We start from the raw sequence: 23,842 nt of genomic DNA, 5'->3' as shown, positions 1-23,842 counted from the left end.
TGGTTGTCGTGGTGCTGCTCGTCACGGCACTGATCTCCGCCGGCCGGCTGCCCGCCTGGCTGCCGGGAGTCCGCTCCAGAGGCCGGCGAGAGCGTGGGCCGGCTTTGGAGCCGCCGGGCACCTCTGGCATAGAATGGTCCCAGCAACGCGTTTCAACCGAACAGATCAGGGAGCATGCCCATGGCCGCCATGAAGCCCAGGACCGGTGACGGACCGCTCGAGGTCACCAAGGAGGGCCGTGGGATCATCATGCGCGTGCCGCTCGAAGGCGGCGGCCGGCTGGTTGTTGAGCTGAACCCGACCGAGGCGAGCGAGCTGAGCACCGCGCTCAGCGCCGTCGCCGACTGACAACCGCGCCGACGGATACCGGCGCCGGCTGGCCTCACATCAATGCTGAGGTCAGCCGCATCAGGTTGTCCAGCCACCTCTCCCGGCGCGGGCGCTGGAGCCACTCGGCCAAGGTGAGTTCGCGGCTGTTCGACCGGTAGTCGTCCTGGACGGCGCGCAGGTCGGTGACGACGGACTCGCCGACCAACATCACCATCAGTTCCATGTGCAGGCTCAGCGACCGAATATCCATGTTGCTGGTGCCGATGATGGCGACGTCCTCATCGATGCTCAGATGTTTGGCGTGCAGGACGGTCGGCGCCCGGTACAGGTAGATCTTCACTCCGGCGCGGAGCAACTCCTCGTAGTAGGAGCGCTGCGCGTGGTACACCATGAACTGGTCGCTGATCTCGGCGACGAACAGCTCCACCTCCAGCCCGCGGGCGGCGGCGGTCACCATCGCCTTCTGGATCGTGTCGTCCGGGACGAAGTACGGGCTGGTGATGCTGATCCGGCGGCGGGCATTGTGGATTGCTGCGGCGAACAGCTTGAGGTTGTTGTCGTTGTCGAAGCTCGGGCCGCTCGGCAGCACCTGAGCATCGAGTAGCTCGGTTGCCGTGGCCGGCACCGCGGAGTAGTCCAACGGCAGCAGCTCGTCGGTCTCGGAGTACCAGTCGGTGACGAACACCGCGTCCAGCTCGCGGACCACCGGACCTTCCATCCGCATCATCAGCTCGTGCCAGTGCAGGCCCCGGCGTAGTGCCTTCTTCTTGTGGTAGTGCTCGGCGATCATGTTCATCGACCCGGTGTGGCCGATCCGGCCGTCGATGACCACCAGCTTGCGGTGGTTGCGCAGGTCCAGGCGTCGGCCGGAGCGGATCGGGCTGATCGGCAGCATCATCGTCAGCTCCGCACCCATGCGGGCCAGGGCGTCGGCCGTTCCTCGGCGGTTCGGGTAGGTGAGCGCGGACAGGTGGTCCACCAGCACCCGCACGGTGACGCCGCGGTCTCGGGCCCGAGCGAGCGAGTCGAAGAACGGCTGGGTGGTCTCGTCGAGGGTGAAGATGAAGAACTCGACGTGCACATAGTCTCGCGCCCGGTCGATGTCAGCTGCGATGGCGGCGATCATCTCGTCGTACTCGCCGATCAGCTCCACCCGGTTGTTCGGCAGCATCGGCAACGAGCCCAGCGTGCGGTTCAGCTGCACCACGGTGGGCAGCCAGTCCGGCCAGGGCGAGCTGTGTAGGAGCTGGTCCAGGTCACCGGGCGTGCGCGCGAGGATCTGCTCGGTGACGAACTGCTGCTTGTCCCGCCGGTCCTGCGGCAGCTTCGCCGTGCCGATCAGCAGGTAGGCGATCACGCCCAACGCCGGGATGAACAGGACCACCAGCAGCCAGGCGACCGCAGAGGACGGCTTCCGGTTCGCCGACACCGACGTCGCCGTCACGAAGATCACCAGCACATGGGCGACCAGCAGCGACACCGTCCAGGGAGTGACCTCCGCCATCGCAGCGCCAGCGAGTTGCTCAGCGCAGCACGGCGATCAGCAGCCCGCCGCCGACCGGGAGCAGCGTCGGGATCAGGTCCTCGTTCTCCCGTACGGTACGGCCGAGCTCACGCATGGCCACGGTGAGCTCGTCGCGCCGGGCCGGGTCGGCGACCCGGTCGTGCCAGAGCGCCTCGGAGACGGCCAGCACGCCACCGGAGCGCAGCATCCGGATGGCCTGTTCGGCGTAGTCGCTGGTCTCGCTCGGCTCGGCGTCCAGGAACACCAGGTCGTAGGCGGAGTCGGCCAGCCGGGGGAGTACGTCCAGCCCGCGGCCGGAGATGGTCCGGGTGCGGGTGGAGCGGATGCCGGCGGCGGCGAACGCCTCCTTCGCGGCTCGCTGGTGCTCGACCTCCACGTCGATCGTGGTGAGCACACCGTCCTCGGCCATTCCCTCCAGCAGCCACAGTGCTGAGACACCGGTCCCGGTGCCGACCTCGGCCACCGCTCGGGCGTTGCTCGCCGCAGCGATCATCCGCAGGGCGGCGCCGATTCCCACGGTGACGGCGTCGATACCGAACTCCTCGGCACGAGCGCGGGCGGTGCGTGCCGGCTCGGACTCGGTGAGGAACTCCTCGGTGTATGCCCAGCTCAGGGCCTTGTCGGCAACGATGGTGGGCCTCCAGGTGGGCTTGTCGGCGGCAGAAACTGGTGATCGGCAGCGATGTGCCCCGCTGCTGTGCTCCGATGCTAGCGCGAGCGCGAATCCGGCGGGGAGACCGGAGCCAGTGCGGCTCTCAGGAAGTTCCCAGCCAAGCCGATTAGCATAGGAGTCTGATGACTAGCCCCGCTGTGTTCCCACCGCCCGCCGATCTGCCCGCCGACGAACGCTCGGCAGGGGAGCAGGCCGTGGCCGACGAGGAGTGGGTGGCGCCCAGCTGGGAGGAGATCGTTCGGGAGCACACCGACCGGGTCTACCGGCTGGCCTACCGGCTCACCGGGAACCGGGCAGATGCGGAAGACCTGACCCAAGAGGTGTTCGTGCGGGTGTTCCGCTCGCTGCACTCCTACCGGCCGGGAACGTTTGCCGGGTGGCTGCACCGGATCACCACCAACCTCTTCCTCGATGGACAGCGCCGGAAGAAGCGGATCCGCTTCGACGCACTCGGTCCGGCGGTCGAGCGGATCGCCGCCACCACCGACTCGGGCTCACCGGAACGCCGGTACGAGCACGACAACCTCGACCGGGACATCCAGGAGGCGCTGGACGGGCTCAAGCCCCAGTACCGGGCCGCCGTCGTGCTCTGCGACATCGAGGGGCTCTCCTACGAGGAGATCGCCGAGGTGCTCGGCATCTCGATGGGCACGGTGCGCTCCCGGATCCACCGGGGACGGGCGCAGCTGCGCAGCACGCTGGCGCACCGCAGCCCGCACGTGGTCACGGAGGTCGCCGGGTGAGTCACCTCGGACCCCTGGTCTCCTCGTTGGTGGACGGTCATCTGGCGCCGGCCAAGGCCGAGCGTGCCTACGCCCACCTGGTCTGCTGCGCCGGCTGCCGTGCCCAGGTGCAGGCCGAACGGGCGTTGCGCGAGGCTGCCGCCCGGTCCGCTGACGAGGTGCACGCCAGTGCCGACCTCACCCGCAAGCTGCTCGCGATGAACCTGCCCGGTCAGACCTCGGGCCCGCTGTCGGCCGGTGCCGCGACCGAGGGATCCGACGGGTCGCCGCGGAGCGGCCGTGGCGCCCGGCTTCGGGTGGTCTCTGGAGCGGTCGCCTCGGTGGGAGTGTTCACCGCCGCGCTGTTCGTGCTCGGTGGACAGCAGCGTGAGGTGGACGACCTCACCCCGCTGGTGGCGCCGGACCGAGGTACGGACAGCCGCTCTGCCGCCGTTCCGAGTGCGGCGATCACCCCAGTCACCAGCGGCAGCGACGGCCTCTCTGCCACGGTGCTGGACTGGATGAACAGCAGCGGCTGGTCCGCACCCGCGGACCTGCCGCACGGGATGTCCGTGCAGGATGTCCTGGTCACCGGGGACGCCGAGGCCGGCACGCAGATCCTGCAGATCGACCTGGCCGGGTCGCGCGGCACTGTGCAGGTGATGGAAGCCCGCGGGATGCTGGATGCTGACACGACAGCACCGCTGGAGCCGGTGCTGGTCGGCGGACACGAGGTGTTCCAGGTGGCCGACCACTGGTGGGTGGCCCAGTGCGGGGACTCGGTGGTGGCCGTCTCCTCCGGCGCTGATCCCGCAGCGGCGCACGAGCTGCTCGCCCGGATGCCCGCGGGCACCGAGGACGGTGTGGTGGACCGCCTCGCCCAGGGTGTGCATGTGCTGCTCGGTAGCGGCTGAGCGACGCAGAGGAGCACGCAGTTGAGCACCCCCACGGGCCCCGGTCACGGACCGTTCGTTCCGCCCTACCAGCCGGTGACCGGTCCACAGCCTCCGGTGCCGCCTGCGCGGCAGGAGATGCCAGGACGGCAGGAGATGCCAGGACGGCAGGAGGCACCGCCGTCGTACCGGAACACCCCGGAGCGCCGCCCACGGCGGCAGATCCTGCTCGCTGTGGCCGTCCCGCTGATGGCGGTCAGCCTGCTGGTCGGGCTGCTCCTCGGTGTGCTGGTCGGCCCGCCGCTGCTGGGTGAGCGCAGCGCCGAGCTACCCAGCTCGCAGGTGAGTCCGGGGACCGGTGGGTCGGCCGGAGGAGATCTGGAGGACGGGTCGGTGGCCGCGATCGCCGCGAACGTCCTGCCCAGCACGGTCTATATCGAGGTAGTGAACGTTGCCCAGGGCAGCACCGGTAGCGGGTTCGTGCTCCGCGAGGACGGCTATATCGTCACCAACCAGCACGTGATCGCCCCCGCCCGGCAAGGCGGCGGCGAGATCACCGTGGTGTTCTCCGACGGCAGCGAGGAGGAAGCGGAGATCGTCGGCGCGAGCACGGACTACGACCTCGCCGTACTCGAGGTGGACCGGGACGATCTGCAGCCGCTGGTCCTGGGTGACTCTGACCGGTTGCTGGTAGGTGAGCCGGTGGTGGCGATCGGAGCGCCGCTCGGGCTGGAGGGCACGGTCACCTCCGGGATCGTCAGTGCGCTGAACCGACCGGTGAGTGTTCCCGGTGAGGAGACCGCCACGTTCATCAACGCGATCCAGACCGACGCCGCGATCAACCCCGGCAACTCGGGCGGACCGCTGGTGAATGCCGCCGGCGAGGTGATCGGGGTGAACTCCGCGATCGCTACCACCGCCACCTCGGGGCAGAGCGGCAGTGTCGGCCTGGGGTTCGCGATCCCGAGCAGTCAGGTGCGCCGCACCACGGAGCAGCTGATCGAGAACGGGCAGGCCACCTACCCGGTGATCGGCGCCCTGCTGAACACCGCCTACCGGGGTGAGGGAGTCCAGGTGGTCACCGAGGAGGATGCCACCGATGCTCCGGCGATCACTCCCGGGGGACCGGCAGACCAGGCCGGTCTTGCTCCCGGGGACGTGATCGTGGCCATCGACGGTGATCCGGTGACCAGTCCGGACGAGCTGATCGTGCGAATCCGGGCCAGCGCCCCCGGCGAGGTCGTCACTCTGACGGTGCGTGAGGACGATCAGGACACGGACCTGCAGGTAACGCTGGGGGAGACCGAGAGCCGGTGAGGTCCTGGGCACGCCCCCGCGCAGATTAGGCTGGGGCGCGTGAACGGCAGTGAGATCGTCATTCTGCTGGTGCTGGTCGCCGTCATCGTGGGGCCCCAGCGCCTACCGCAGTATGCCGAGCAGCTGGCTCGACTCGTGCGCACGCTGCGGGATATGGCGCGCGGTGCCACCCAGTCGATCAAAGAAGAGCTCGGACCAGAGGCCGCGGATCTCGACTTCACCAAGCTGGACCCGCGCCAGTACGACCCACGGCGGATCGTCAGGGACGCCTTGGCCGAGGACCTCTCATCGACCGGTAGCTCCTCGAGCTCACGGAAGTCGCGGTCCAGCTCGTCGGGCTCGAGCGGTGGCTCGTCCAACTCCGCAGGCACGGCTGCTGCGACCGCTGGTACCGCTGCAGCGGGTGCCGCGACCACGAAGGCGGCCGCAGCCCCCACCGACAGCCCGGCGCCGGAGGACGTGGTGGACCCGCTCGCCGACGGTGCGCCGTTCGACTCCGAGGCCACCTGAGCGGCCAGCGAACGTCTGAGGACCGGATGCACATCTGAGGTCCGAAAGTTCGGTACTCCGATGTGCAGCAGGTACTCAGATGCCTGGGCCTGCGCCCGGCTCAGCCCACCGGCGAGATTGCCAGCTTGCGCCCGGCCAGGCCGCGGGAGCGGTGCCCCAGGGTACCGGCCACCGAGCGCAGCACCTCGGCCGCCACAGAAGTGGAGTCGGTGCTCACCAGCGGGTGACCGGAGTCCGAGCCTTCCCGCAGCGCCACCTCCAGCGGCACCTGCCCGAGCAGCGGCACCTCCGCGCCGAGCGCCTCGGTGAGCTGCTCGGCCACCCGCTGCCCGCCGCCGGACCCGAACAGCTCCAGCCGGGAGCCGTCCGGCTGCTCCAGCCAGGACATGTTCTCGATCACCCCGGCCACCCGCTGGTTGGTGGCCTTGGCCATCGAGCCCGCCCGCTCGGCTACCTCGGCGGCGGCCAGCTGCGGTGTGGTGACCACCAGCAGCTCGGCGTTCGGCAGCAGCTGCGCCACGGAGATCGCGATGTCTCCGGTACCCGGCGGCAGGTCGAGCAACAGCACGTCCAGGTCACCCCAGAACACGTCGGCGAGGAACTGCTGCAACGCCCGGTGCAGCATCGGTCCACGCCAGACCACCGCACGGCCCGGGTCGGTGAACATCCCGATCGAGATGACCTTCACGTCCCCGGCCACCGGCGGCAGGATCATGTCGTCCACCTTGGTCGGCGGCAGCTCAACCCCGAGCATCCGGGGGAGGGAGAAGCCGTACACGTCCGCGTCCACGACACCGACCTTCAGGCCGTCGGCGGCCATCGACGCCGCCAGGTTCGCCGTCACGCTGGACTTGCCCACGCCACCCTTACCGGAGGCGACAGCGAAGACTCGGGTGAGGTTGTCCGGCTGGGAGAACGGGATCACCGGCTCGGCCATGCCGCCGCGCAGCTTGGTACGCAGGGCGGTGCGTTCGTCATCGGTCATCACGGTCATGGTCACGGACGCGCCGGTCACGCCGTCAACGGACTCAGCGGCGTTCGTGACGTCCCGGGTGATGGTCTCGCGCAGCGGACATCCCGAGGTGGTCAGTGCGATGGTGACCGTCACCTGCGCGCCATCGCCGGTATCGATGGCCTCCACACCGCGGACCATGTCCAGGTCGGTGATCGGCCGCCTGATCTCCGGGTCCAGCACTGTGGTCAGTGCCTCGTGTACACGATCGATCAACTCAGCCATACTCCGAGTCTAAGCCGCGGGCGGGGTCGGGGGAGCGGGCGAGGTGTGGGATCGCCCACCTACCCCGGGTCCGCGGCTGAGCTCCTCTCCTCCTCGCGGTCGTCCTGGAGCTCCTCCAGCAGCGAGCGCAGCTCACTGCGGAGGAAGTCGCGGGTGGCCACCTCGCTGATCGCCAGCCGAAGCGCCGCCACCTCCCGGGCCAGGTACTCGGTGTCGGCGAGGTTGCGTTCGGACCGCTGCCGGTCCTGCTCGGCGGCCACCCGGTCCCGGTCGGTCTGGCGGTCCTGGGCGAGCAGGATCAGCGGCGCCGAGTAGGAGGCCTGCAGCGAGAGCATCAAGGTGAGCAGGGTGAAGTTCAGCGCCCGTGGATCGAACTGGGCCGCCTCCGGGGCGAGGGTGTTCCAGCCCAGCCAGGCAGCGCAGAACGCCGTCATGTACAGCAGGAACCGTGGCGTGCCGAGGAATCGGGCGATCCCCTCGGCGATCTTGCCGAAGGCATCTTTGTTCCGGGGTCGCTTCGGCAGCCAGCGGCGTCGGCTGCGCAGAGGGGTGTCGAGCCGGTCAGACACGCTGTGCTCCCATCGCCTGGTCGGTGACCTCGTCGTCTGCTTCGCGCCAGTCCTCGGGCAGCAGGTGGTCGAGCACGTCGTCCGCGCTCACCGCGCCGAGCAGACGGCGCTCCGTATCGGTGACCGGAAGCGCGGTCAGGTTGTAGGTGGCTAGCAGCCGGGTGACCTTCCCGAGCACGTCGTGTGGGCCCAGCGGGTCCAGGTCCTGGTCCAGCAGGGTGCCGATCGCCTCGTGCGGGGGCTCGCGCAGCATCCGCTGCAGGTGCACCACACCGAGTAGCCGCCCGGTGGGTGTCTCCAGGGGCGGCCGGACCACGAAGACCATCGCCGAGAGCGCCGGGGTGACGTCCTGGCGGCGGGCGTGGGCCAGCGCTGTGGCGACCGTGGCCTCCGGGGGCAGGATGATCGGCTCCGTGGTCATCAGCCCACCGGCGGTGTGCTCGTCGTAGACCAGCAGCCGGCGGACATCCTCGGCCTCGTCCGGTTCCATCAGCGCGAGCAGCTCGCTGGCCTGCTGGGTGGAGAGCTCGGAGACCAGGTCGGCGGCGTCGTCGGGCTGCATCTCGTCCAGCACCTGTGCGGCCCGCTGGGTGGTCAGCGAGGACACGATCATCACCCGGTCGTCCTCGCCGAGCTCCTCGAGCACGTCCGCCAGTCGCTCGTCCCGCAGTGCGGAGGCCACCTCCACCCGCCGCTGTGGCGGTAGATCGTGCAGCACATCGGCCAGGTCAGCCGGTTTCAGGTCGGCCATCGTGGCCAGCAGTGCGGAGGCCCCCTGCTGCTCGGTGGTCGGCGCCAGCCCGAGCGCCTGGTCCACGTCGATGGTCAGCCGCTCACCCCGGCGGAGCAAGCCGCCCCGGCCGGTGCTGCGGCGCACGTACAACCGGGTCACCAGCCAGTCCCGGTTCCGCTGCTGCTCCAGGGCCACGTCCTGGATGGTGACGGTGCCGGAGCCGTCCCGCAGCCGGATCTCACGGTCCAGCAGTTCGCCGAGCACTAGCGTCTCGGCGGCCCGCTGGGAGAACCGTCGGATGTTCATCAGCCCGGTGGTGATCACCGCACCGGAGTCGATCGAGGTCACTCGCGACAGCGGCAGGAACACCCGCCGTCGGCCCGGCACCTCCACCACCAGGCCCAGCGCCCGGGGTGGCTGACGCACCCGGAGCAGCACCACCACATCGTGCACCCGCCCCACCCGGTCGCCGAGCGGGTCGAAGACCCCGGTGCCAGCCAGGCGTGCCACATAGATTCGGCCGGTCGCAGTGTTCACGCGGTCAGCCTATGTCAGCACCCCCGCTCGCACCCGGGCAGCGGGCACCCGTCCGCACGGGGTGGCTCGGGTGACACCCGGCTACCAGTGGGGGATACTGGGCATATGTCAGCGATGCGTCCGACCGACCCCCGAGGCAGCCTCCAGCCGCGCGGTGATGAGATCGCCTCCTACACCACCTACCTGGAAGCCCAGCGTGCCGTGGACTTCCTCGCGGACAAGGAGTTCGAGGTCAACGCCGTCACGATCGTCGGCACCGACCTGAAGATGGTGGAGCGGATCACTGGCCGGCGCACCTACCCGAGCGTGGCCCTGCGCGGTGCCGCTTCCGGTGCCTACTTCGGGTTCTTCATCGGTCTGCTGCTCTTCCTGATGGGCGGCGGCCTGCTCGAGGTGCTGTTGCCGGCGGTGCTGATCGGCGCCGGCGCCGGGATGTTGTTCTCCGTGATCGCCTACGCGTTCACCGGGGGAAAGCGGGACTTCACCTCCACCTCACAGGTGGTGGCCGGCGCGTTCTCCGTGCTCTGCCTGACCGAGAAGGCCGAGGCGGCCCGCCGGCTGCTCAGCGAGCTGTCGAGCAGCGAACAGCCGTCGGACTCCACCGGCGGCTTCGGCAGCTAGCACCCACTCGCAGGCGAGGGCCAGGGCGCTGGGACGTGCGCTCAGCGCTAGGACGTGCGCTCCGCCACGGCGTAGCCCTGTTCGTCGAGTACCTCGACGAACTCGGCACCCGGATACTTCTCGACGGCGTAGGCCACCACATCCTCCGGCGGATTCCCGCCGTAGACACCGGAGTTGCGGTCCACCACCACGTAATCCGGAACCGGGTTGTCCTCGTTGCCCACCCAGTACACCTGCGCCCGTGGCGCGAGATACGCCATCAGGGTGATATCCGTGGCGACCACGGCATCATCGGGAACGACCGCCAACGCAGCCTGAGCTCCGCCGTCGTGCTCCGAGGGCGCATAGGTGCGTGGCTCGATCAGGTCCGCCAACGGGAACTGCGTGGTCACCGCCAGGCTCACGGCGACCAGCCCGGCCGAGATCCAACGGGCCCAGCGAAGCAGCGCCGGCAGCAGCCGCAGGGCATCCACCACGGCCAGGAACACGACCGGCATCAGCACGGCCGAGTAGTGCCAGTGCAGGTCCCAGTGGAACGGCACATCCGAGGTCAGCCGCCAGGCGAACGTGGGCAGAGTGATCAGGGCAATCGGGCTGCGCAATGCCAGGAAGCCGACGATCGCGAACACCGAGAGCACCAGCAGCGCCTTCTCCCCGGCGCCAGCGAGCAGCACGTTCACCGCCGCGCCCGGATCGTTGCTGAGCAGGGACAGGATCGAGTCCTCGGCGTAGTCCCACACCCCGTCCGGGTTCAGCGCCGGCAGGATCACCTCGGTGGTGAGCCAGAACGCCGCTACCCCGCCGCCGATCAGGGTGATCCCGAGCCGCCGGCTGCCCCGGATCAGCAGCACCAGCCCGACCGCCGCGACCGTGATCCCCAGGTCCTCCTTGACCAGGACCAGCGGTGCGGCCCAGAGCGCGGCCGCCCGGTGGTCCCGGCGCACCAGAGCCGCACAGCAGGCCGCTAACAACGGCACCGCCAGGGCGATCTCGTGGAACTGCGAAGCCACCGCCGACTGCAACCCCCAGGACAGCCCGTACGCCAGGCCGAGCAGCACTCCGGCAAGGGTGCCCAGGTGCCGGGCGGCGCACGCGGTGACGATCACGGCGCTCAGCCCGATCAGCACGGCCTGGACCACCAGCAGGGTGAGCCCGGAGGGGAAGAGCCGGTAGACCGGGGCGAGCAGCGCCAGCAGCGGGTGGAAGTGGTCGCCGAGGATCATAAAGCCCTCGCCCTTGATCGTCACCACTGGCGAGGCCAGCTCGGAGTACTGGCGCAGCACCTGGGTGAAGATGCCCAGGTCCCAGGACGGCACGTCGAACCGGGCCCACTGCCGCGCCGAGAAAAGCGTGTAGACGCCCGCGATGATCACCCCGACCGCCCCCGCCGCGATCAGCCGGGTGCGGTCGGTCCTGCCTTCGGGGGCAGGGGCCGGCGCCTCGGCCGACGTCACCGCAGCGAGGCCATCCACGCCTCCACATCCTCCGCCCGGCGCGGCAGTGCGGCGGACAGGTTCTCCACCCCGGTCTCGGTGACCAGGACGTCGTCCTCGATCCGTACCCCGATACCGCGGTACTCGGCCGGTACGGCGAGATCGTCGGCCTTGAAGTACAGGCCGGGTTCGATCGTGAACACCATGCCCGGGACCAGCTCGGCGTCGAGGTACATCTCGCGGCGGGCCTGGGCACAGTCGTGCACGTCCAGGCCGAGATGGTGGCTGGTGCCGTGCGGCATCCACCGGCGGTGCTGCTGCCCCTCGGCCGAGATCGCCGCCTCGACGCTCACCGGCAGCAGCCCCCACTCCTGCAGCCGCTCGGCCAGCACCCGCAGCGCGGTGGTGTGGATATCCCGGAACTTGACCCCCGGCCGGGCGAAGGCGAAGGCCGCATCGGCAGCATCCAGCACGGCGGTGTACACCCGGCGCTGGGTGTCGGTGAAGGTGCCATCGACCGGCAGCGTGCGGGTGATGTCCGCGGTGTACAGCGAGTCCACCTCCACCCCGGCGTCCACCAGCACCAGCTCCCCGGGCCGGACCGTGCCGTCGTTGCGGATCCAGTGCAGGGTGGTGGCGTGGTTCCCGGCGGCGGCGATGGTGTCGTAGCCGATGCCGTTGCCCTCTTCCCGGGCGCGGGCGCCGAACGCCCCCTCGATCACCCGCTCACCACGTGGGTGAGAGGTGGCCCGGTCCAGCTCACCGGCGATGTCGCCGAATCCGGCGATGGTCACCGCCACCGCCTCGCGCAGCTGCTCCACCTCCCAGTCGTCCTTGACCAGGCGCAGCTCGGAGAGCGTCTCGGCCAGCTGGGCGTCCGCCTCCTCGGCCCTGGCGTCACGGATCTCGTTCACGACGGCGGAGATCGCCTGGTCCGCTCCCGGCACCACGCGTAGCCGGACCAGTCCGGCGTCCTTGGCTAGCGCATCACCGAGCTCGTCGATGTGCGCGCAGCGCAATCCGGTGCGGGTCTCCAGCTCCTCGAGAGTGGGCCGGGCGCCCACCCAGAACTCTCCGTACCGGGCGTCGGCGTAGAACTCCTCGGTGTCTCGGCCGGCGAGCGGGCGGAAGTACAGCACTGCCTCGTGGCCGCCTGCCTCCTCGGGGGAGAGCACCAGCACAGCGTCCGGTTCCTCGTCGCTGCCCAGACCGGTCAGGTGCGCAAAGGCCGAGTGCGGCCGGAACCGGTAGTCGGTGTCGTTCGAGCGCACCTTCAGCCCGCCGGCGGGAACCACCAGACGCTCACCGGGGAAGGCAGCGCTGACCTGCGCGCGGCGCCGCTCGGTGTGGTCGGCCACGTCCTCCCGGGCCACCTGGGGCGCCGTGCGGGGAGCCCAGTCGGAGGCCATGAAGTCGCGGAACGCCTGCGAGCTCGGCCGCTGGGACCGGTTCGACCCCCGGTCGGCCAGCTGCTGCTTCTCCTCGCTGGGCTGATCGGTGGACAGGGGGGACGGTTCGGAGGGCGTGGTGACCATGGGCCCCATCGTCTCAAATGTGGATCGTCTCAGGAACCGGACACTCACCGATACCCTGGGTGATCGTGCGCATCGACCTGCACACGCACTCGCGCGTGTCCGACGGAACCCAGAGCCCGGCCGAGCTGGTGGCCGACGCCAGCCGCGCCGGGCTGGACGTGCTGGCACTCACCGACCACGACACCACCGCCGGCTGGGCCGAAGCGGCACGTGCCGCGCAGGCCGAGGGGCTGGGGCTGGTGCGTGGCACCGAAGTGTCCTGCACCGCCGGCGGGATCAGCGTGCATCTGCTCAGCTACCTGCATGATCCCGCGGACGCGGCGCTGGCCGAGGTGCTGGCGGATTCCCGGTCCTCCCGCGACGGACGCGCCCGAGCGATGGTGGACCGGCTCGCCGAGGACTTCGACCTGACCTGGGCGGAGGTGGCGGCTCAGGCCGGGCCCGGCGCCACGATCGGGCGCCCACACATCGCCGACGTTCTGGTCGCCCGCGGCTACGCCGCCGACCGCGGCGCCGCGTTCGCCACGATGCTGGCTCCCCGCGGCCCGTACTACGTGCGCTACCACGCTCCGGAGGTGACCGAGGCGGTAGAGCGGGTGTTGGCCGCCGGAGGGGTTCCGGTGTTCGCGCACCCCCGCGCCAGCACCCGGGGCCGGGTGGTCAGCGAAGACGTGATCCGCGAGCTCGCTGCTGCCGGTCTGGCCGGGCTGGAGGTGGACCACCGCGACCACACCGAGGCGGACAAGGCGCGCCTGCGGGCACTGGCCGGCGAGCTCGACCTGCTGGTGACTGGCGCCAGCGACTACCACGGGGCCGGCAAGCCGAACCGGCTCGGGGAGCACACCACCGCGCCCGAGGTGTTCGAGCAGATCGCGGAGCGCGGCCGGCTGGAGGTGGTGCGCTGATGGAGGCAGTGATCGACGGGACGCTGTTCCTGACCACGTTCGTGACCCTGTTCGTGATCATGGACCCGATCGGCACTGTGCCGGTGTTCCTGGCGCTGACCTCCACGATGACCGGGAAGCAACGAGCGCGCGCGGCGATCCAGGCGGTGACCGTGGCGTTCGGGGTGATCGTGGCCTTCATCCTGTTCGGCCAGTACATCCTGGACTTCCTCGGCATCTCCGTGCCCGCACTGCAGGCCTCCGGTGGCCTGTTGCTGCTGCTGGTGGCGATGGACCTGCTCACCGGCAAGGCGGAAGAGGCGTCAGCCAGCGGAAAGGTGAACGTGGCGCTGGTGCCGTTGGGCACTCCGCTGCTGGCCGGCCCGGGGGCGATCGTGGCCGCGATGCTGGCAGTGCAGTCCTCCGGCGGGGACGTGCCCGGCTGGGTGGCGATCATCGCGGCGATCGTGGCCGTGCACCTGTGCCTGTTCCTGTCGATGCGGTTCTCGGTGATCGTGCACCGGGTGCTCGGCGAAGGCGGCACCATCCTGGTCACCCGGATCGCGGGTCTGCTGCTGGCCGCGATCGCGGTCCAGCTGATCGCCGACGCGGTGCGCGCCTTCATCCTCGCCGGCTGACCGGGGGCATCCGCCCGGTCTGAGGAGGCCTGAGGAGGCATTCGCCCGGTGTGAGTACCGCATGAACATCTGAGTACCGAAAGTTCGGTACTCAGATGTTCATCGGGTACTCAGACGAGTGTGCAGCGGTGCCGGAGTGCAGCGGTGCCGGAGCGTGCAGCGTTACTCGCCGCTGGGACGCTCTACCGGGTTACCGCCACGGGTGCGGCGACGAGGCCGGCGGCGCTGGGAGGCGGAGCCGCCCGAACCCTCGCCGCCCTCGGAGCGCTGATGCGACCCAGAACGCTCGCCACCGTCCCGGCCGGAACCGCCACGGCCACCCCGGCCACCGTCCCCGCGGCCGCCACCACGACCGGAGCCACCACGGCCACCGTCGCGCCCGCCACGGCCACCGCTGCGGTCAGAGCCGCCGCGCCCGCCGCGGCCACCGCCGCCGCCACCACGCTGACCGGTCTCGCCGATGTCCTCCACCGCTTCGGCGTCCAGCCCAGCGCGGGTGCGCTCGGAGCGGGGCAGCCGCCCGGTGACGTTCTCGGCGATGTTCAGGTCGGAGTACACGTGCGGAGAGGAGGAGTAGGTCTCCGCCGGCTCACCCACCCCGAGCTCCAGGGTGCGGTCGATGAGCATCCACCGCGGAACGTCGTCCCAGTCCACGAAGGTGATCGCGGTGCCGGTGTTGCCGGCCCGGCCGGTGCGCCCGATCCGGTGCACATAGGTCTTCTCGTCCTCGGGGCACTGGTAGTTCACCACGTGCGTGACGTCGTCGATGTCGATACCGCGAGCGGCTACGTCGGTGGCGACCAGCACGTCCACCTTGCCGTGCCGGAAGGCCCGCAGCGCCTGCTCGCGAGCCCCCTGGCCGAGGTCGCCGTGGATCGCCGCCGCGGCGAACCCGCGATCGTTGAGCTCGTCGGCAACTTTCGCGCAGGTGCGCTTGGTGCGGGCGAACACGATGCTCAGCCCCCGACCGTCGGCCTGCAGGATGCGGGCGAGCAGCTCCACCTTGTCCATCGCGTGCGCGCGGTAGGCGAGCTGGCGCGTGGTGGCCAACGTGGCCTTGTCGTCGCCGGGATCCTGGGCGCGGATGTGCGTGGGCCGGGACATGTACCGGCGGGCCATGGCGATCACCGGACCGGGCATGGTCGCCGAGAACAGCATGGTGTTCCGGCTGCCCGGGGTGGCGGCGAGCAGGGTCTCGACATCCGGCAGGAAGCCGAGGTCGAGCATCTCGTCGGCCTCGTCCAGCACCACGGTGCGCACCTGCCCCAGGTCCAGGTGCCGCTGCTTGAGTAGGTCGATCATCCGCCCGGGGGTGCCGACCACGACCTCCACGCCCCGGGTGAGGGCATCGATCTGTGGTTCATAGGCACGGCCGCCATAGACCTGCAGTACCCGCACGTTGCGTCTGCGGGAAGCGGTGGCCAGGTCGCCGGCGACCTGGACGGCGAGCTCGCGGGTGGGCACCACCACAAGCGCCTGCGGCTTACCGGCGGTGGGGAAGGTGTCCCAGCCGTCCTCACCCGGAGCGACGATCTTCTGCAGCAGCGGGATACCGAAGCCGAGGGTCTTGCCGGTGCCGGTCTTCGCCTGACCGATGATGTCCCGGCCCTGCAGTGCCACCGGGAGGGTGAGTGCCTGGATCGGGAACGGGTGGGTGATGCCGACGTCGGTGAGGGACTGCACCGTCTCGGCGCGGACGCCGAAATCGGCGAACGAGGCCGCTTCCTCGGCGTGAGGGTCCGGCACCGGGCCGGCCTCGACGGTGTCAACGACGACGTCGTCGAGGTCCTCCGCAGTCGGAGGAGTGGATTCTTGGATCGATTCGGTCACGAGTTACCTGTTCGCATCGTGGTGATGCGGTGCTGCGCGTCCCGCGCACGCGATGCGGGGCAGCACCATTCACCTGGTCGTGGTAGCCGATCGCAGAGATGCCGTGCCGGGAATACCGGCGAGTACCGCGTGATCTACCGTTCCTTCGGGCGACCGGGCAACCGTGTACAGCGCCGAGTCTAGCGGGTCTCGGCGCTCAATCGGCTCAGCCAGGGGCGAGCAGGTGAGTCAGGCAGCTCAGTTCGTGCCGAAGCCCACCGGCCGTGGTGCCTGCGCGCCGATCTCGATGTAGCCGAGCGATGCGGCCGGCACCACGACCTGTCGCCCCTTCTCGTCGGTCAGGCTGAGCACAGCGGCGCTGTTGCCCTTCGCCTGCTCCGCCAAGGCGTCGTTGACGGCCTTGAGAACGTCCTTCGCCTCGCCGTCGACCTCCAGGGTCAGTTCCCGGCTGACGTGCTTCACCCCGATGGTGATCTCCACTGCTACTCCTCATGTCGCGACTCGCGCCGAGCGACCCCGCCCGGCCTGCTGCGTCCCATCGTATGTCCCCGCAGTGACACCATGGACCCATGCGTCGGTTCCTGTTAGCCATGGCCGCAGTGGCGGTCGGGGTGGTCATCGGGGTGCTCGTGGCCCCGCATGTGCTGACCCCTGCGGGCCAGCAGCTGGTTCCCACGGCCGGTGACCTGCGTAGCGAGGACGGCGTCAGCCGGGAGTCCGAACGTGATCCGGAGGCGCTGGCGGAGCAGTCGACCGCCGGTGACGAGGAACCCACTGCCGAGCCCACGGACGAGCCCACGGACGAGCCGACCGAGGAACCGACCCTGTCCCCAGCCGAGCGGGCCGACCGCAGGGCCGGGGTCCAGGACCGGGAGATCCCCGACTCCGCCGACGGCACGCTCTCGGTAGTCTCCGGTGAGCAGGACGCTCCCGATCCCGGCGCCGAGCGGGTGGTCACCGTGCGGGTCGAGGTCGAGGACGGGCTCGCCATCGACGGCGAGACCTTCGCCGGCTTCGTGATGGACACCCTGAACGACGAACGCGGCTGGGGGCACGACGGCGCGGTCTCCTTTGCTCGCACCGACGGTGAGCCGGACTTCCGGGTGGTGCTCGCCTCCCCGGACCAGGTCGATCAGATGTGCGCCCCGCTGCGCACCGTCGGGGAGTACTCCTGCGGCCGGTACGGGCACGCGGCACTGAACGCGACGCGGTTCGCGCAGGCGACGGAGGAGTTCCTCGCCGAGGGCAGCATCACCGGCTACCGCCAGTACGTCATCACGCACGAGGTCGGGCACCTGCTGGGGCACCAGCATCAGGACTGCCCCGGCACCGGCGAGGTAGCGCCGGTGATGCAGCAGCAGACGATCACTCTGGACGGCTGCGTGCCGAACGCATGGCCGGCACCCTGAGACGTGTGCGGATGTCGGTAGCCGATGATGGGATCGGATCATGACCATCCCGCAGGACCCGATCGCGCGCGCTGCCGGTGAGGCGATCCTCGCCGGCGGACACCACGTGGTGCACGGGGCACCCGGAACGGGAAAGAGTACGACGGCGATCGACACCTTCACGCGGTGGCTCACCACCACCGAGGGTACTGGGGTGCTGCTGGTCCCCACCCGCCGCCGGGCAGCGGTGGTGCGGGACGCCGTCGCCGCTCGCCTGCAGCGCACCACCTCCTCGGTGCTGGTGCGCACCCCGGCCTCGCTGGCGTTCGCCATCCTGCGCCTGCGTGCGACCCTGCGCGGGGAACCGCCGCCGACGCTGATCAGCGGACCCGAGCAGGACCAGATCCTCACCGAGCTGCTCGCCGGGCATGCCGCCGGGGACGGTGCGTGGATCGACTGGCCGGCGTCCGTCCCGCCAGAGGCACTCGAGCTGCGCGCCTTCCGCGACGAGCTGCGCGATCTGCACATGCGCGCCGCCGAAGCCGGTCTGGACGGGCAGGGGCTGGCCGAGTGGGGCTGCCGGCATGACCGCCCGGAGTGGGTGGCCGCCGGGGCGCTGCTCGCCGAGTACACCCAGGTGATGGCGCTCGGGCAGACCACACCCGACCGCGGGGCGCGCTACGACGCCGCCTCGATCGTGGACGAGGCCACCCATGCGCTGCGTACCTGGGACCAGGAGGCTCCTGGCACCGAACGGCCGCGATGGGACCTGGTGCTGCATGACGATTATCAGGACGCCACCCTGGCCACGGCTCGACTGCTGGACGCACTTGCCGACGACGGCGCCCGGCTGGCCGTGTTCGGCGATGCCGATCTCGCGGTCCAGCAGTTCCGCGGCGGGCTCCCGGCGCTGCTGCACACCGCGTCCCTGCCCCCGGGCCAGGACGGTGCCTGGGGCGCTCGCTCGCACGTCCTTGCCCAGGTGTGGCGGCACGGCTCTGGCCTGCGGGAACCGATCGCGACGTTGACCGCCGCACTGCCCACTCTGCAGGAGACCCAGCGCCGCCGCGCCACCCCGACCCACACCGGGTCCCAGCTGCGCACCACCCTGCTGGCCAGCGAGGCGCAACAGGTCGCCGCGATCGCCCGCCACCTCCGCGAACAGCATGTGCACCAGGAGGTGCCGTGGTCCCAGATGGCGGTACTGGTGCGTTCCGGCGCACTGGCCGGCGCGATCCGCCGGGGGCTGCGCAGTGCCGGGGTCCCGCTGGAGATGGCGCTGCCGGATCGGCCGCTGCGGGACGAGCCGGCGGTCAGCCCGCTGCTGCTCGCGCTGCGCTGCATCCTCGACGAACAGGTCGACGCCGAGGCTGCGGTGGCGCTGCTCTGCTCCCCGGTCGGGGGGATGGACGCCGTCACTGTGCGCGCGCTGCGCCGGCACCTGCGTCAGGCGGAGCGTGCTGCCGGCGGCGCCCGGCACTCCGACGAGCTGGTCGCGGCCCTGCTCACCGGTGCCGCCACGGGTGAGCTGGACACCGAGCTAGAGCTGCCCGCCCGGCTGGCCCGGGGGGTGCGCGGCGTGGTCGGTGTCCTGGCTGCGGGCCGAGCGGCCCTCGGTGAGGAGGCAGCCACTGTGGAGACGGTGCTGTGGGCGATCTGGTCGGCCACCGGGCTGTCCGGCACCTGGCAGCGGCAGGCGCTGGCGGGTGGAGCCGGTGCGGACCGGGCAGATACCGACCTGGATGCGGTGATGGCGCTGTTCCGGGCAGCGGAGCAGTTCACCGACCGGGCCACGATGGCATCTCCGGCCGGGTTCCTCGGGCACCTGGAGGCCCAGGACTTTCCTGCCGATACTCTCGCCGAGCAGGGCCGTCTGGGTGATGCGGTCGCGGTGCACACTCCGGCCGGTGCCGCCGGAGGTGAGTGGGACGTGGTGGTGGTGGCCGGTGTGCAGGAGGAGATCTGGCCAGATCTGCGCATCCGGGATTCGCTGTTGGGTGCCGCCGAGCTGGCCGATATCGCCACAGCGCGGCATGTGGCCACCTCCCGCGGTCAGGCCGGCGCCGAGCTGGACAGGTTCCGCCGGGCCCGCCGGGAGGTGTACGAGGGTGAGCTGCGCGCGTTCGTCTCCGCCTGCTCCCGGGCTCGGGAGGAGGTGCTGGTCACCGCCGTGCTGAACACCGACGCCCGGCCGTCGATGTTCTTCGAGACGTTGCTGCCCGACACCGAGGAAGTCCCGGCCGTCGCGCAGGTGCCGCATCCGCTGGACCTTCGAGGTCTGGTCGGGCGGCTGCGCGCACAGGTCCGACCGGTGCTGCTCGGCCAGGAGGCGGGCGCTGAGGAGCTGGCACTCGCCTCGGAGGCTGCGGCGGTGCTCAGCCACCTGGCCGAGCGGGACGTCCCCGGGGCGGACCCGCAGGGGTGGCCCGCACTGCTCACTCCAACCAGTTCCGGACCGTTGGCCGAAGCCGGCGAGCCGGTGCCGGTGAGCCCATCGACGATGGACCTGGTCAACACCTGTCCGTTGCGCTGGATGCTCACCCGGTCCGGTGGCCAGCCTGCGGACAGTGCCGCCCAGAGTCTGGGCAACCTGATCCATGAGATCGCCGCGACCCACCCGCACGGCACGCGCGCCGAGCTGCGCACCGAGCTGGAGGCACGCTGGCACGAGCTGGACCTGCCCGAGGGATGGGTGGGTCACGTGCAGCGCCGCCGCGCCGAGGAGATGACGGACAAGCTGGCCGACTATCTCGGCGCCCATCCGGATCCGGTAGCCACTGAGGTGCCGTTCGAGGTGGACCTGGGCCGGGCGGTTCTGCGTGGTCAGGTCGATCGCGTCGAACTGACCAGGACGGGGGTGCGGATCGTGGACCTGAAGACCGGCTCCACCGCGGTCACTGCTGCCGATGCAGCGCAGCACCCGCAGCTCGGTTCCTACCAGGTGGCCGCTGACCGGGGAGGCTTCGCCGACGCGTTCGACGAGCAGGTCGCCGCCGGTGCTGAGGAGCTCGGCCGCAGTGCCGGGGCCGCCCTGCTCTACGTGGGCACCAAGGCGAAGAATGCCGCCCAGCGGGACCAGGGGCTGCTCACCGAGGCCGCTGATCCCCGCTGGGCCGAGGATCTGATCCGGGATGGCGCCGAGACGATGGCGGCTGGCCGGTTCGAGGCAAGGCCGAACGACACCTGCCGCACCTGCCCGGTGCTCACCTCCTGCCCGGCGCAGCCCACCGGCGATCGGGTCGCCCGATGAGCCAGCACGCAGGAACACCGGCCGGTGCGGACTGGACCGCTGCGGCGATCGCCGAAGCACTCGGCCAGCCGCCCCCCACCGATGAGCAGCGGGTGGTGGTCGAGGCCGAACTGGAACCGATGCTGGTGGTGGCCGGCGCGGGTTCTGGCAAGACCGAGACGATGGCCGCCCGGGTGGTCTACCTGGTGGCCAACCAGCGGGTGCGGCCCAGCGAGATCCTCGGCCTGACCTTCACCCGGAAGGCCGCCTCCGAGCTGTCCGTGCGAATCCGCTCCCGGTTACGGCGGCTCTCTCGGGCCGGGGTGATCAGCACGGACGCGGTCGAGGACCAGCCCCGGATCGCCACCTACAACTCCTATGCCGCGGGGATCGTCACCGACCACGCACTCCGGATCGGGATCGATCCGGACGCCACGCTGATCGGGGACGCCGGCCGGTACCAGCTTGCCGACGACCTGGTGCAGACCTGGGCAGAGGACCTGGAGACGACCTCGGCGGTGAGTACCGTCGTCGATGCGGTGGCGGCCCTGGCGGCCGAGCTTTCCGAGCATGGCCGCAGCCCGCAGGAGGCGGCAGCCGAGATCGACCGGCTGATCCAGACGATCCTCGACAAGGAGGACGAACCGGGCAAGAAGCCGGGGGTGCGTGCCGCCGTGCTGAAGGTGGTCGGATCGCTGCGCACCCGGCTGCAGCTGATGGACCTGGTGGCCGCCTTCGGCGCCCGCAAGCGTGCCGACGGTGTGGTGGACTTCGGTGACCAGGTGCGCCTGGCAGCCACGATCGCTGCCCAGGTCGACGACGTCGGCGCAGGGGAGCGGTCCCGGTACCGGGCAGTGCTGCTGGATGAGTACCAGGACACCTCGATCGCACAGGTGCAGATGCTCCGCGCCCTGTTCGGCGCAGGGCACCCGGTCACCGCGGTCGGCGACCCGAACCAGGCCATCTATGGCTGGCGCGGTGCCGCTGCCGGCACTCTGCTCGACTTCCCGGACACTTTCCCGGGGGCGGCCGGTCCGGCTCGGAGCGTGAACCTGAGCACGGCCTGGCGCAACGACCTGGCCGTGCTGCACGCCGCCAACCATCTGGCCGCACCGCTACGCTCCGGCGCCGTAGCACCGCTGGTCCCGCGCCCGGGGGCCGGGCCGGGGCGAGTGCAGGCCCGCTACCTCGAGACTCATCTGGAAGAGGCCGAGCACATTGCCGACTACCTCGCTCCTCGATGGTCGCCGGAGGGCTTCTCGGCGGCTGTGCTGTGCCGCCGGCGGGCCCAGTTCGTCGCCGTCGAGCAGGCGCTGACCGCTGCCGGGCTGCCGTGCCAGGTGGTGGGCCTGGCCGGTCTGCTGTCCACGCCCGAGGTCTCCGATCTGCGGGCGGCGCTGCAGGTGGCACACGACCCCTCCCGCGGGGACGCGATGATGCGGCTGCTCACCGGGCCGAGCGTGAATCTCGGCGCGGCCGACCTGCGGGTACTTGCCGACTGGGCGCGCAGCCAGGCCAAGTCCTGGGCCCGGCCGAGCAGTGCGGACTCTGCTGCCGAGCCGGACGCCGGTGAGGAGGTTCCGCAGGTTCGCGAGGCAGTCGAGGAAGCCAGCCTGGTGGAAGCGGTGGACCGGCTTCCGAAGGCGGGCTGGCAGAGTCCGCGCGGGCGGTCCCTCAGCGAGGTGGCGACCAGTCGGCTCCAGCGGCTGGCCCGTGCGATCCGCCAGGTGCGCTCGCTCACCCACCTGTCCGTACCGGAACTGATCACCGCCACGGAGCAGGCGCTCGAGCTGGACATGGAGGTGCTGGCGGCCACTCCCGGCAGTGCCGGACATGCCCGCCGTCACCTGGATGCCTTCACCGCGGCGGGTGCCGACTTCGCCGGCTCCGCCGACTCGCCCACGCTGAGCGCGTTCCTCACCTACCTGGACGTCGCCGAGGACGAGGAGCGCGGGCTGGAAGTGGTCGAGGCCGAACCGGACTCCCGCGCGATCCAGATCATGACCGTGCACGCCGCCAAGGGTCTGGAATGGGACTGCGTCGTGGTCGCCGGGATGAACATGGGCGACTTCCCCTCCCTGCAGCACACTCCGGCCGAGGGTAAGCCGGTGACCAGCGGTGGCTGGCTCAGCCCGATCGGTACCCTGCCGTACTTCCTGCGCGGTGACGCTGCTTCGCTGCCCGAGCTGGCCGTGGAGGAGGCGGGGACGCACACCGAGATGGAGTCCGCGCTCGAGGCGTTCCGGCTGGACGAGGGGCAGCGCCTGCTCCGGGAGGAACGGCGCCTGGCGTATGTGGCGCTGACCCGCGCCCGGCACGATCTGCTGCTCACCGGATCCTTCTGGGTCAATCAGATCCGGCCGAAGCGTCCATCGCCGTTCCTGGTGGAGCTGCTCGACGCCGGCCTGGTGGAGCTGGCAGCGCTGCCTGCCCAGTCCCAGTACGAGAGCAATCCCGCCGGTGCCGCCGCCCGGGTCGCGGCCTGGCCGGAGCCGGAGGCAGCCATCGGCCGGCAGTGGGAACAGCTCTGGCCCGATCCGAGGACCGCCTCGCTGCCCGGGGTGAGCGAGCAGGCGCAAGACTGGTGGCGCGATGCCGAGCTGCTGCTGGCCGAACGGGACCGCGCCGGGGCCCAAGCACCGGACCGGCCGGCGCACCTGTCCGCCTCCGCCGTGGTCGCCCTCGCCCAGGACCAGACCGCCTTCCAGCGGGGCCGGCGCCGGCCGGTGCCGCACCAGCCCAGCGTCCAGGCCCGCCGGGGCACCAGGTTCCACGCCTGGGTGGAGCAGTACTTCGGTTCCCGAGCCCTGCTCGACTGGGAGGATCTGCCGGGTGCTGACGACGATCTCAGTGGCGAGGACGCTGCGTTGGCCGAGCTGCAGCGCGCGTTCCTGGCCAGCGACTGGGCCACTGCGACCCCGGTCGGAGTGGAGGTGGACATCGAGACCCCGGTCCGGTCGGTGATGGTGCGCTGTCGCATCGATGCCGTCTTTGCCGCATCCGACGGTGGCGTGCACATCGTGGACTGGAAGACCGGGGCGCCACCGCGGGACACCCGCACACTGCGCGCTCGGCAGATGCAGCTCGCGCTGTACCGGCTGGCCTGGTCCCGGCTGCACGCTCAGCCGCTGGAGATGATCCAGGCGTCGTTCGTCTACGTCGGTGCCGGCGAGTCGATCAGCTCCGGCACCATCACGGAGGCGGAGATCGACGAGGTGCTGGCGACCGTCACCTGAGC

Annotated in this window: 20 protein-coding genes; 11 read left to right on the top strand and 9 right to left on the bottom strand. The window is 70.7% G+C overall.

Annotation, left to right across the window (positions count from 1 at the left end):
• The first annotated feature begins 180 nt into the window (after positions 1-180).
• Positions 181-348, top strand: a complete 168-nt coding sequence (locus tag FU260_RS18235) for a DUF3117 domain-containing protein (RefSeq protein ID WP_147918333.1) — start codon at positions 181-183, stop codon at positions 346-348.
• A 34-nt stretch (positions 349-382) separates the two neighbouring features.
• Here the strand turns inward: FU260_RS18235 and cls are convergent, their stop codons facing one another.
• Positions 383-1,834, bottom strand: a complete 1,452-nt coding sequence (gene cls / locus FU260_RS18230) for a cardiolipin synthase (RefSeq protein ID WP_147918332.1) — start codon at positions 1,832-1,834, stop codon at positions 383-385.
• Positions 1,835-1,853: 19 nt separating this feature from the next.
• Complete coding sequence (locus FU260_RS18225) at positions 1,854-2,372, bottom strand: O-methyltransferase (RefSeq protein WP_328592998.1); 519 nt, start codon at positions 2,370-2,372, stop codon at positions 1,854-1,856.
• A 278-nt stretch (positions 2,373-2,650) separates the two neighbouring features.
• On the opposite strand from FU260_RS18225, the gene sigE reads away from it, so the two are divergent.
• Genes sigE through FU260_RS18205 form a run of 4 tightly spaced genes read left to right on the top strand, consistent with a single transcriptional unit; the run spans position 2,651 to position 5,970 of the window.
• On the top strand, positions 2,651-3,271 hold the full coding sequence (sigE, locus tag FU260_RS18220) for an RNA polymerase sigma factor SigE (protein WP_147918330.1): 621 nt from the start codon (positions 2,651-2,653) through the stop codon (positions 3,269-3,271).
• Entirely contained in the window at positions 3,268-4,164 is an 897-nt protein-coding gene (locus FU260_RS18215; protein WP_147918329.1) for a hypothetical protein, read from the top strand. The genes sigE and FU260_RS18215 overlap by 4 nt, the downstream gene beginning before the upstream one ends.
• A gap of 21 nt (positions 4,165-4,185) precedes the next feature.
• Positions 4,186-5,460, top strand: coding sequence for a S1C family serine protease (locus FU260_RS18210; RefSeq protein WP_235912267.1), 1,275 nt, complete (start codon positions 4,186-4,188; stop codon positions 5,458-5,460).
• A gap of 39 nt (positions 5,461-5,499) precedes the next feature.
• On the top strand, positions 5,500-5,970 hold the full coding sequence (locus FU260_RS18205) for a twin-arginine translocase TatA/TatE family subunit (protein WP_235912268.1): 471 nt from the start codon (positions 5,500-5,502) through the stop codon (positions 5,968-5,970).
• Positions 5,971-6,070: 100 nt separating this feature from the next.
• Here FU260_RS18205 and FU260_RS18200 read toward each other — a convergent pair whose 3' ends face one another.
• Genes FU260_RS18200 through FU260_RS18190 form a run of 3 tightly spaced genes read right to left on the bottom strand, consistent with a single transcriptional unit; the run spans position 6,071 to position 9,046 of the window.
• Positions 6,071-7,207: an Mrp/NBP35 family ATP-binding protein gene (locus FU260_RS18200; protein WP_147918327.1), complete on the bottom strand. Its 1,137-nt coding sequence runs from the start codon at positions 7,205-7,207 to the stop codon at positions 6,071-6,073.
• Positions 7,208-7,266: 59 nt separating this feature from the next.
• Positions 7,267-7,776, bottom strand: a complete 510-nt coding sequence (locus FU260_RS18195; RefSeq protein WP_147918326.1) for a DUF1003 domain-containing protein — start codon at positions 7,774-7,776, stop codon at positions 7,267-7,269.
• On the bottom strand, positions 7,769-9,046 hold the full coding sequence (locus FU260_RS18190) for a magnesium transporter MgtE N-terminal domain-containing protein (protein ID WP_147918325.1): 1,278 nt from the start codon (positions 9,044-9,046) through the stop codon (positions 7,769-7,771). Before FU260_RS18190 ends, FU260_RS18195 begins: the two co-directional genes overlap by 8 nt.
• Before the next feature lie 105 nt (positions 9,047-9,151).
• On the opposite strand from FU260_RS18190, the gene FU260_RS18185 reads away from it, so the two are divergent.
• Positions 9,152-9,667, top strand: coding sequence for a YflT domain-containing protein (locus FU260_RS18185; RefSeq protein ID WP_147918324.1), 516 nt, complete (start codon positions 9,152-9,154; stop codon positions 9,665-9,667).
• 47 nt (positions 9,668-9,714) lie between these two features.
• On the opposite strand, the gene FU260_RS18180 is transcribed toward FU260_RS18185, so the two are convergent.
• Entirely contained in the window at positions 9,715-11,139 is a 1,425-nt protein-coding gene (locus FU260_RS18180) for a DUF2079 domain-containing protein (RefSeq protein WP_147918323.1), read from the bottom strand.
• Complete coding sequence (locus tag FU260_RS18175) at positions 11,118-12,635, bottom strand: aminopeptidase P family protein (RefSeq protein WP_210418118.1); 1,518 nt, start codon at positions 12,633-12,635, stop codon at positions 11,118-11,120. Before FU260_RS18175 ends, FU260_RS18180 begins: the two co-directional genes overlap by 22 nt.
• A 65-nt stretch (positions 12,636-12,700) precedes the next feature.
• Here FU260_RS18175 and FU260_RS18170 point away from each other — a divergent pair, with 65 nt between their 5' ends.
• Entirely contained in the window at positions 12,701-13,540 is an 840-nt protein-coding gene (locus tag FU260_RS18170) for a PHP domain-containing protein (protein WP_147918321.1), read from the top strand.
• Entirely contained in the window at positions 13,540-14,157 is a 618-nt protein-coding gene (locus FU260_RS18165; protein ID WP_147918320.1) for a MarC family protein, read from the top strand. Before FU260_RS18170 ends, FU260_RS18165 begins: the two co-directional genes overlap by 1 nt.
• A gap of 162 nt (positions 14,158-14,319) precedes the next feature.
• Here the strand turns inward: FU260_RS18165 and FU260_RS18160 are convergent, their stop codons facing one another.
• Both FU260_RS18160 and FU260_RS18155 read right to left on the bottom strand, forming a co-directional pair.
• Complete coding sequence (locus tag FU260_RS18160; RefSeq protein ID WP_147918319.1) at positions 14,320-15,987, bottom strand: DEAD/DEAH box helicase; 1,668 nt, start codon at positions 15,985-15,987, stop codon at positions 14,320-14,322.
• 237 nt (positions 15,988-16,224) lie between these two features.
• On the bottom strand, positions 16,225-16,467 hold the full coding sequence (locus FU260_RS18155; RefSeq protein WP_147918318.1) for a DUF3107 domain-containing protein: 243 nt from the start codon (positions 16,465-16,467) through the stop codon (positions 16,225-16,227).
• Positions 16,468-16,556: 89 nt separating this feature from the next.
• Between FU260_RS18155 and FU260_RS18150 the strand changes: the two genes are divergently transcribed.
• Genes FU260_RS18150 through FU260_RS18140 form a run of 3 tightly spaced genes read left to right on the top strand, consistent with a single transcriptional unit; the run spans position 16,557 to position 23,840 of the window.
• The gene (locus tag FU260_RS18150) at positions 16,557-17,396 is read left to right on the top strand and encodes a DUF3152 domain-containing protein (protein ID WP_147918317.1); all 840 of its coding nucleotides are present in this window, start codon (positions 16,557-16,559) and stop codon (positions 17,394-17,396) included.
• Positions 17,397-17,436: 40 nt separating this feature from the next.
• Complete coding sequence (locus FU260_RS18145) at positions 17,437-20,625, top strand: PD-(D/E)XK nuclease family protein (protein WP_147918316.1); 3,189 nt, start codon at positions 17,437-17,439, stop codon at positions 20,623-20,625.
• Positions 20,622-23,840: an ATP-dependent helicase gene (locus tag FU260_RS18140; protein ID WP_147918315.1), complete on the top strand. Its 3,219-nt coding sequence runs from the start codon at positions 20,622-20,624 to the stop codon at positions 23,838-23,840. Before FU260_RS18145 ends, FU260_RS18140 begins: the two co-directional genes overlap by 4 nt.
• Positions 23,841-23,842 lie beyond the last annotated feature (2 nt).

It is taken from the genome of Ruania zhangjianzhongii (assembly GCF_008000995.1).
In the GTDB taxonomy this organism is placed as follows: domain Bacteria; phylum Actinomycetota; class Actinomycetes; order Actinomycetales; family Beutenbergiaceae; genus Ruania; species Ruania zhangjianzhongii.
The sequence above is the reverse complement of the archived record's forward strand: the minus strand, read 5'-3'. Positions and strand labels throughout refer to the sequence as shown.

What these genes read in the sequence shown, in the direction of transcription:
- FU260_RS18165 (WP_147918320.1), top strand. Translation starts at nt 13,540, where the DNA reads ATGGAGGCAGTGATCGACGGGACGCTGTTCCTGACCACGTTCGTGACC.
- FU260_RS18175 (WP_210418118.1), bottom strand. Translation starts at nt 12,635, where the DNA reads ATGGTCACCACGCCCTCCGAACCGTCCCCCCTGTCCACCGATCAGCCC.
- FU260_RS18150 (WP_147918317.1), top strand. Translation starts at nt 16,557, where the DNA reads ATGCGTCGGTTCCTGTTAGCCATGGCCGCAGTGGCGGTCGGGGTGGTC.
- sigE (WP_147918330.1), top strand. Translation starts at nt 2,651, where the DNA reads ATGACTAGCCCCGCTGTGTTCCCACCGCCCGCCGATCTGCCCGCCGAC.
- cls (WP_147918332.1), bottom strand. Translation starts at nt 1,834, where the DNA reads ATGGCGGAGGTCACTCCCTGGACGGTGTCGCTGCTGGTCGCCCATGTG.
- FU260_RS18140 (WP_147918315.1), top strand. Translation starts at nt 20,622, where the DNA reads ATGAGCCAGCACGCAGGAACACCGGCCGGTGCGGACTGGACCGCTGCG.
- FU260_RS18235 (WP_147918333.1), top strand. Translation starts at nt 181, where the DNA reads ATGGCCGCCATGAAGCCCAGGACCGGTGACGGACCGCTCGAGGTCACC.
- FU260_RS18145 (WP_147918316.1), top strand. Translation starts at nt 17,437, where the DNA reads ATGACCATCCCGCAGGACCCGATCGCGCGCGCTGCCGGTGAGGCGATC.
- FU260_RS18200 (WP_147918327.1), bottom strand. Translation starts at nt 7,207, where the DNA reads ATGGCTGAGTTGATCGATCGTGTACACGAGGCACTGACCACAGTGCTG.
- FU260_RS18185 (WP_147918324.1), top strand. Translation starts at nt 9,152, where the DNA reads ATGTCAGCGATGCGTCCGACCGACCCCCGAGGCAGCCTCCAGCCGCGC.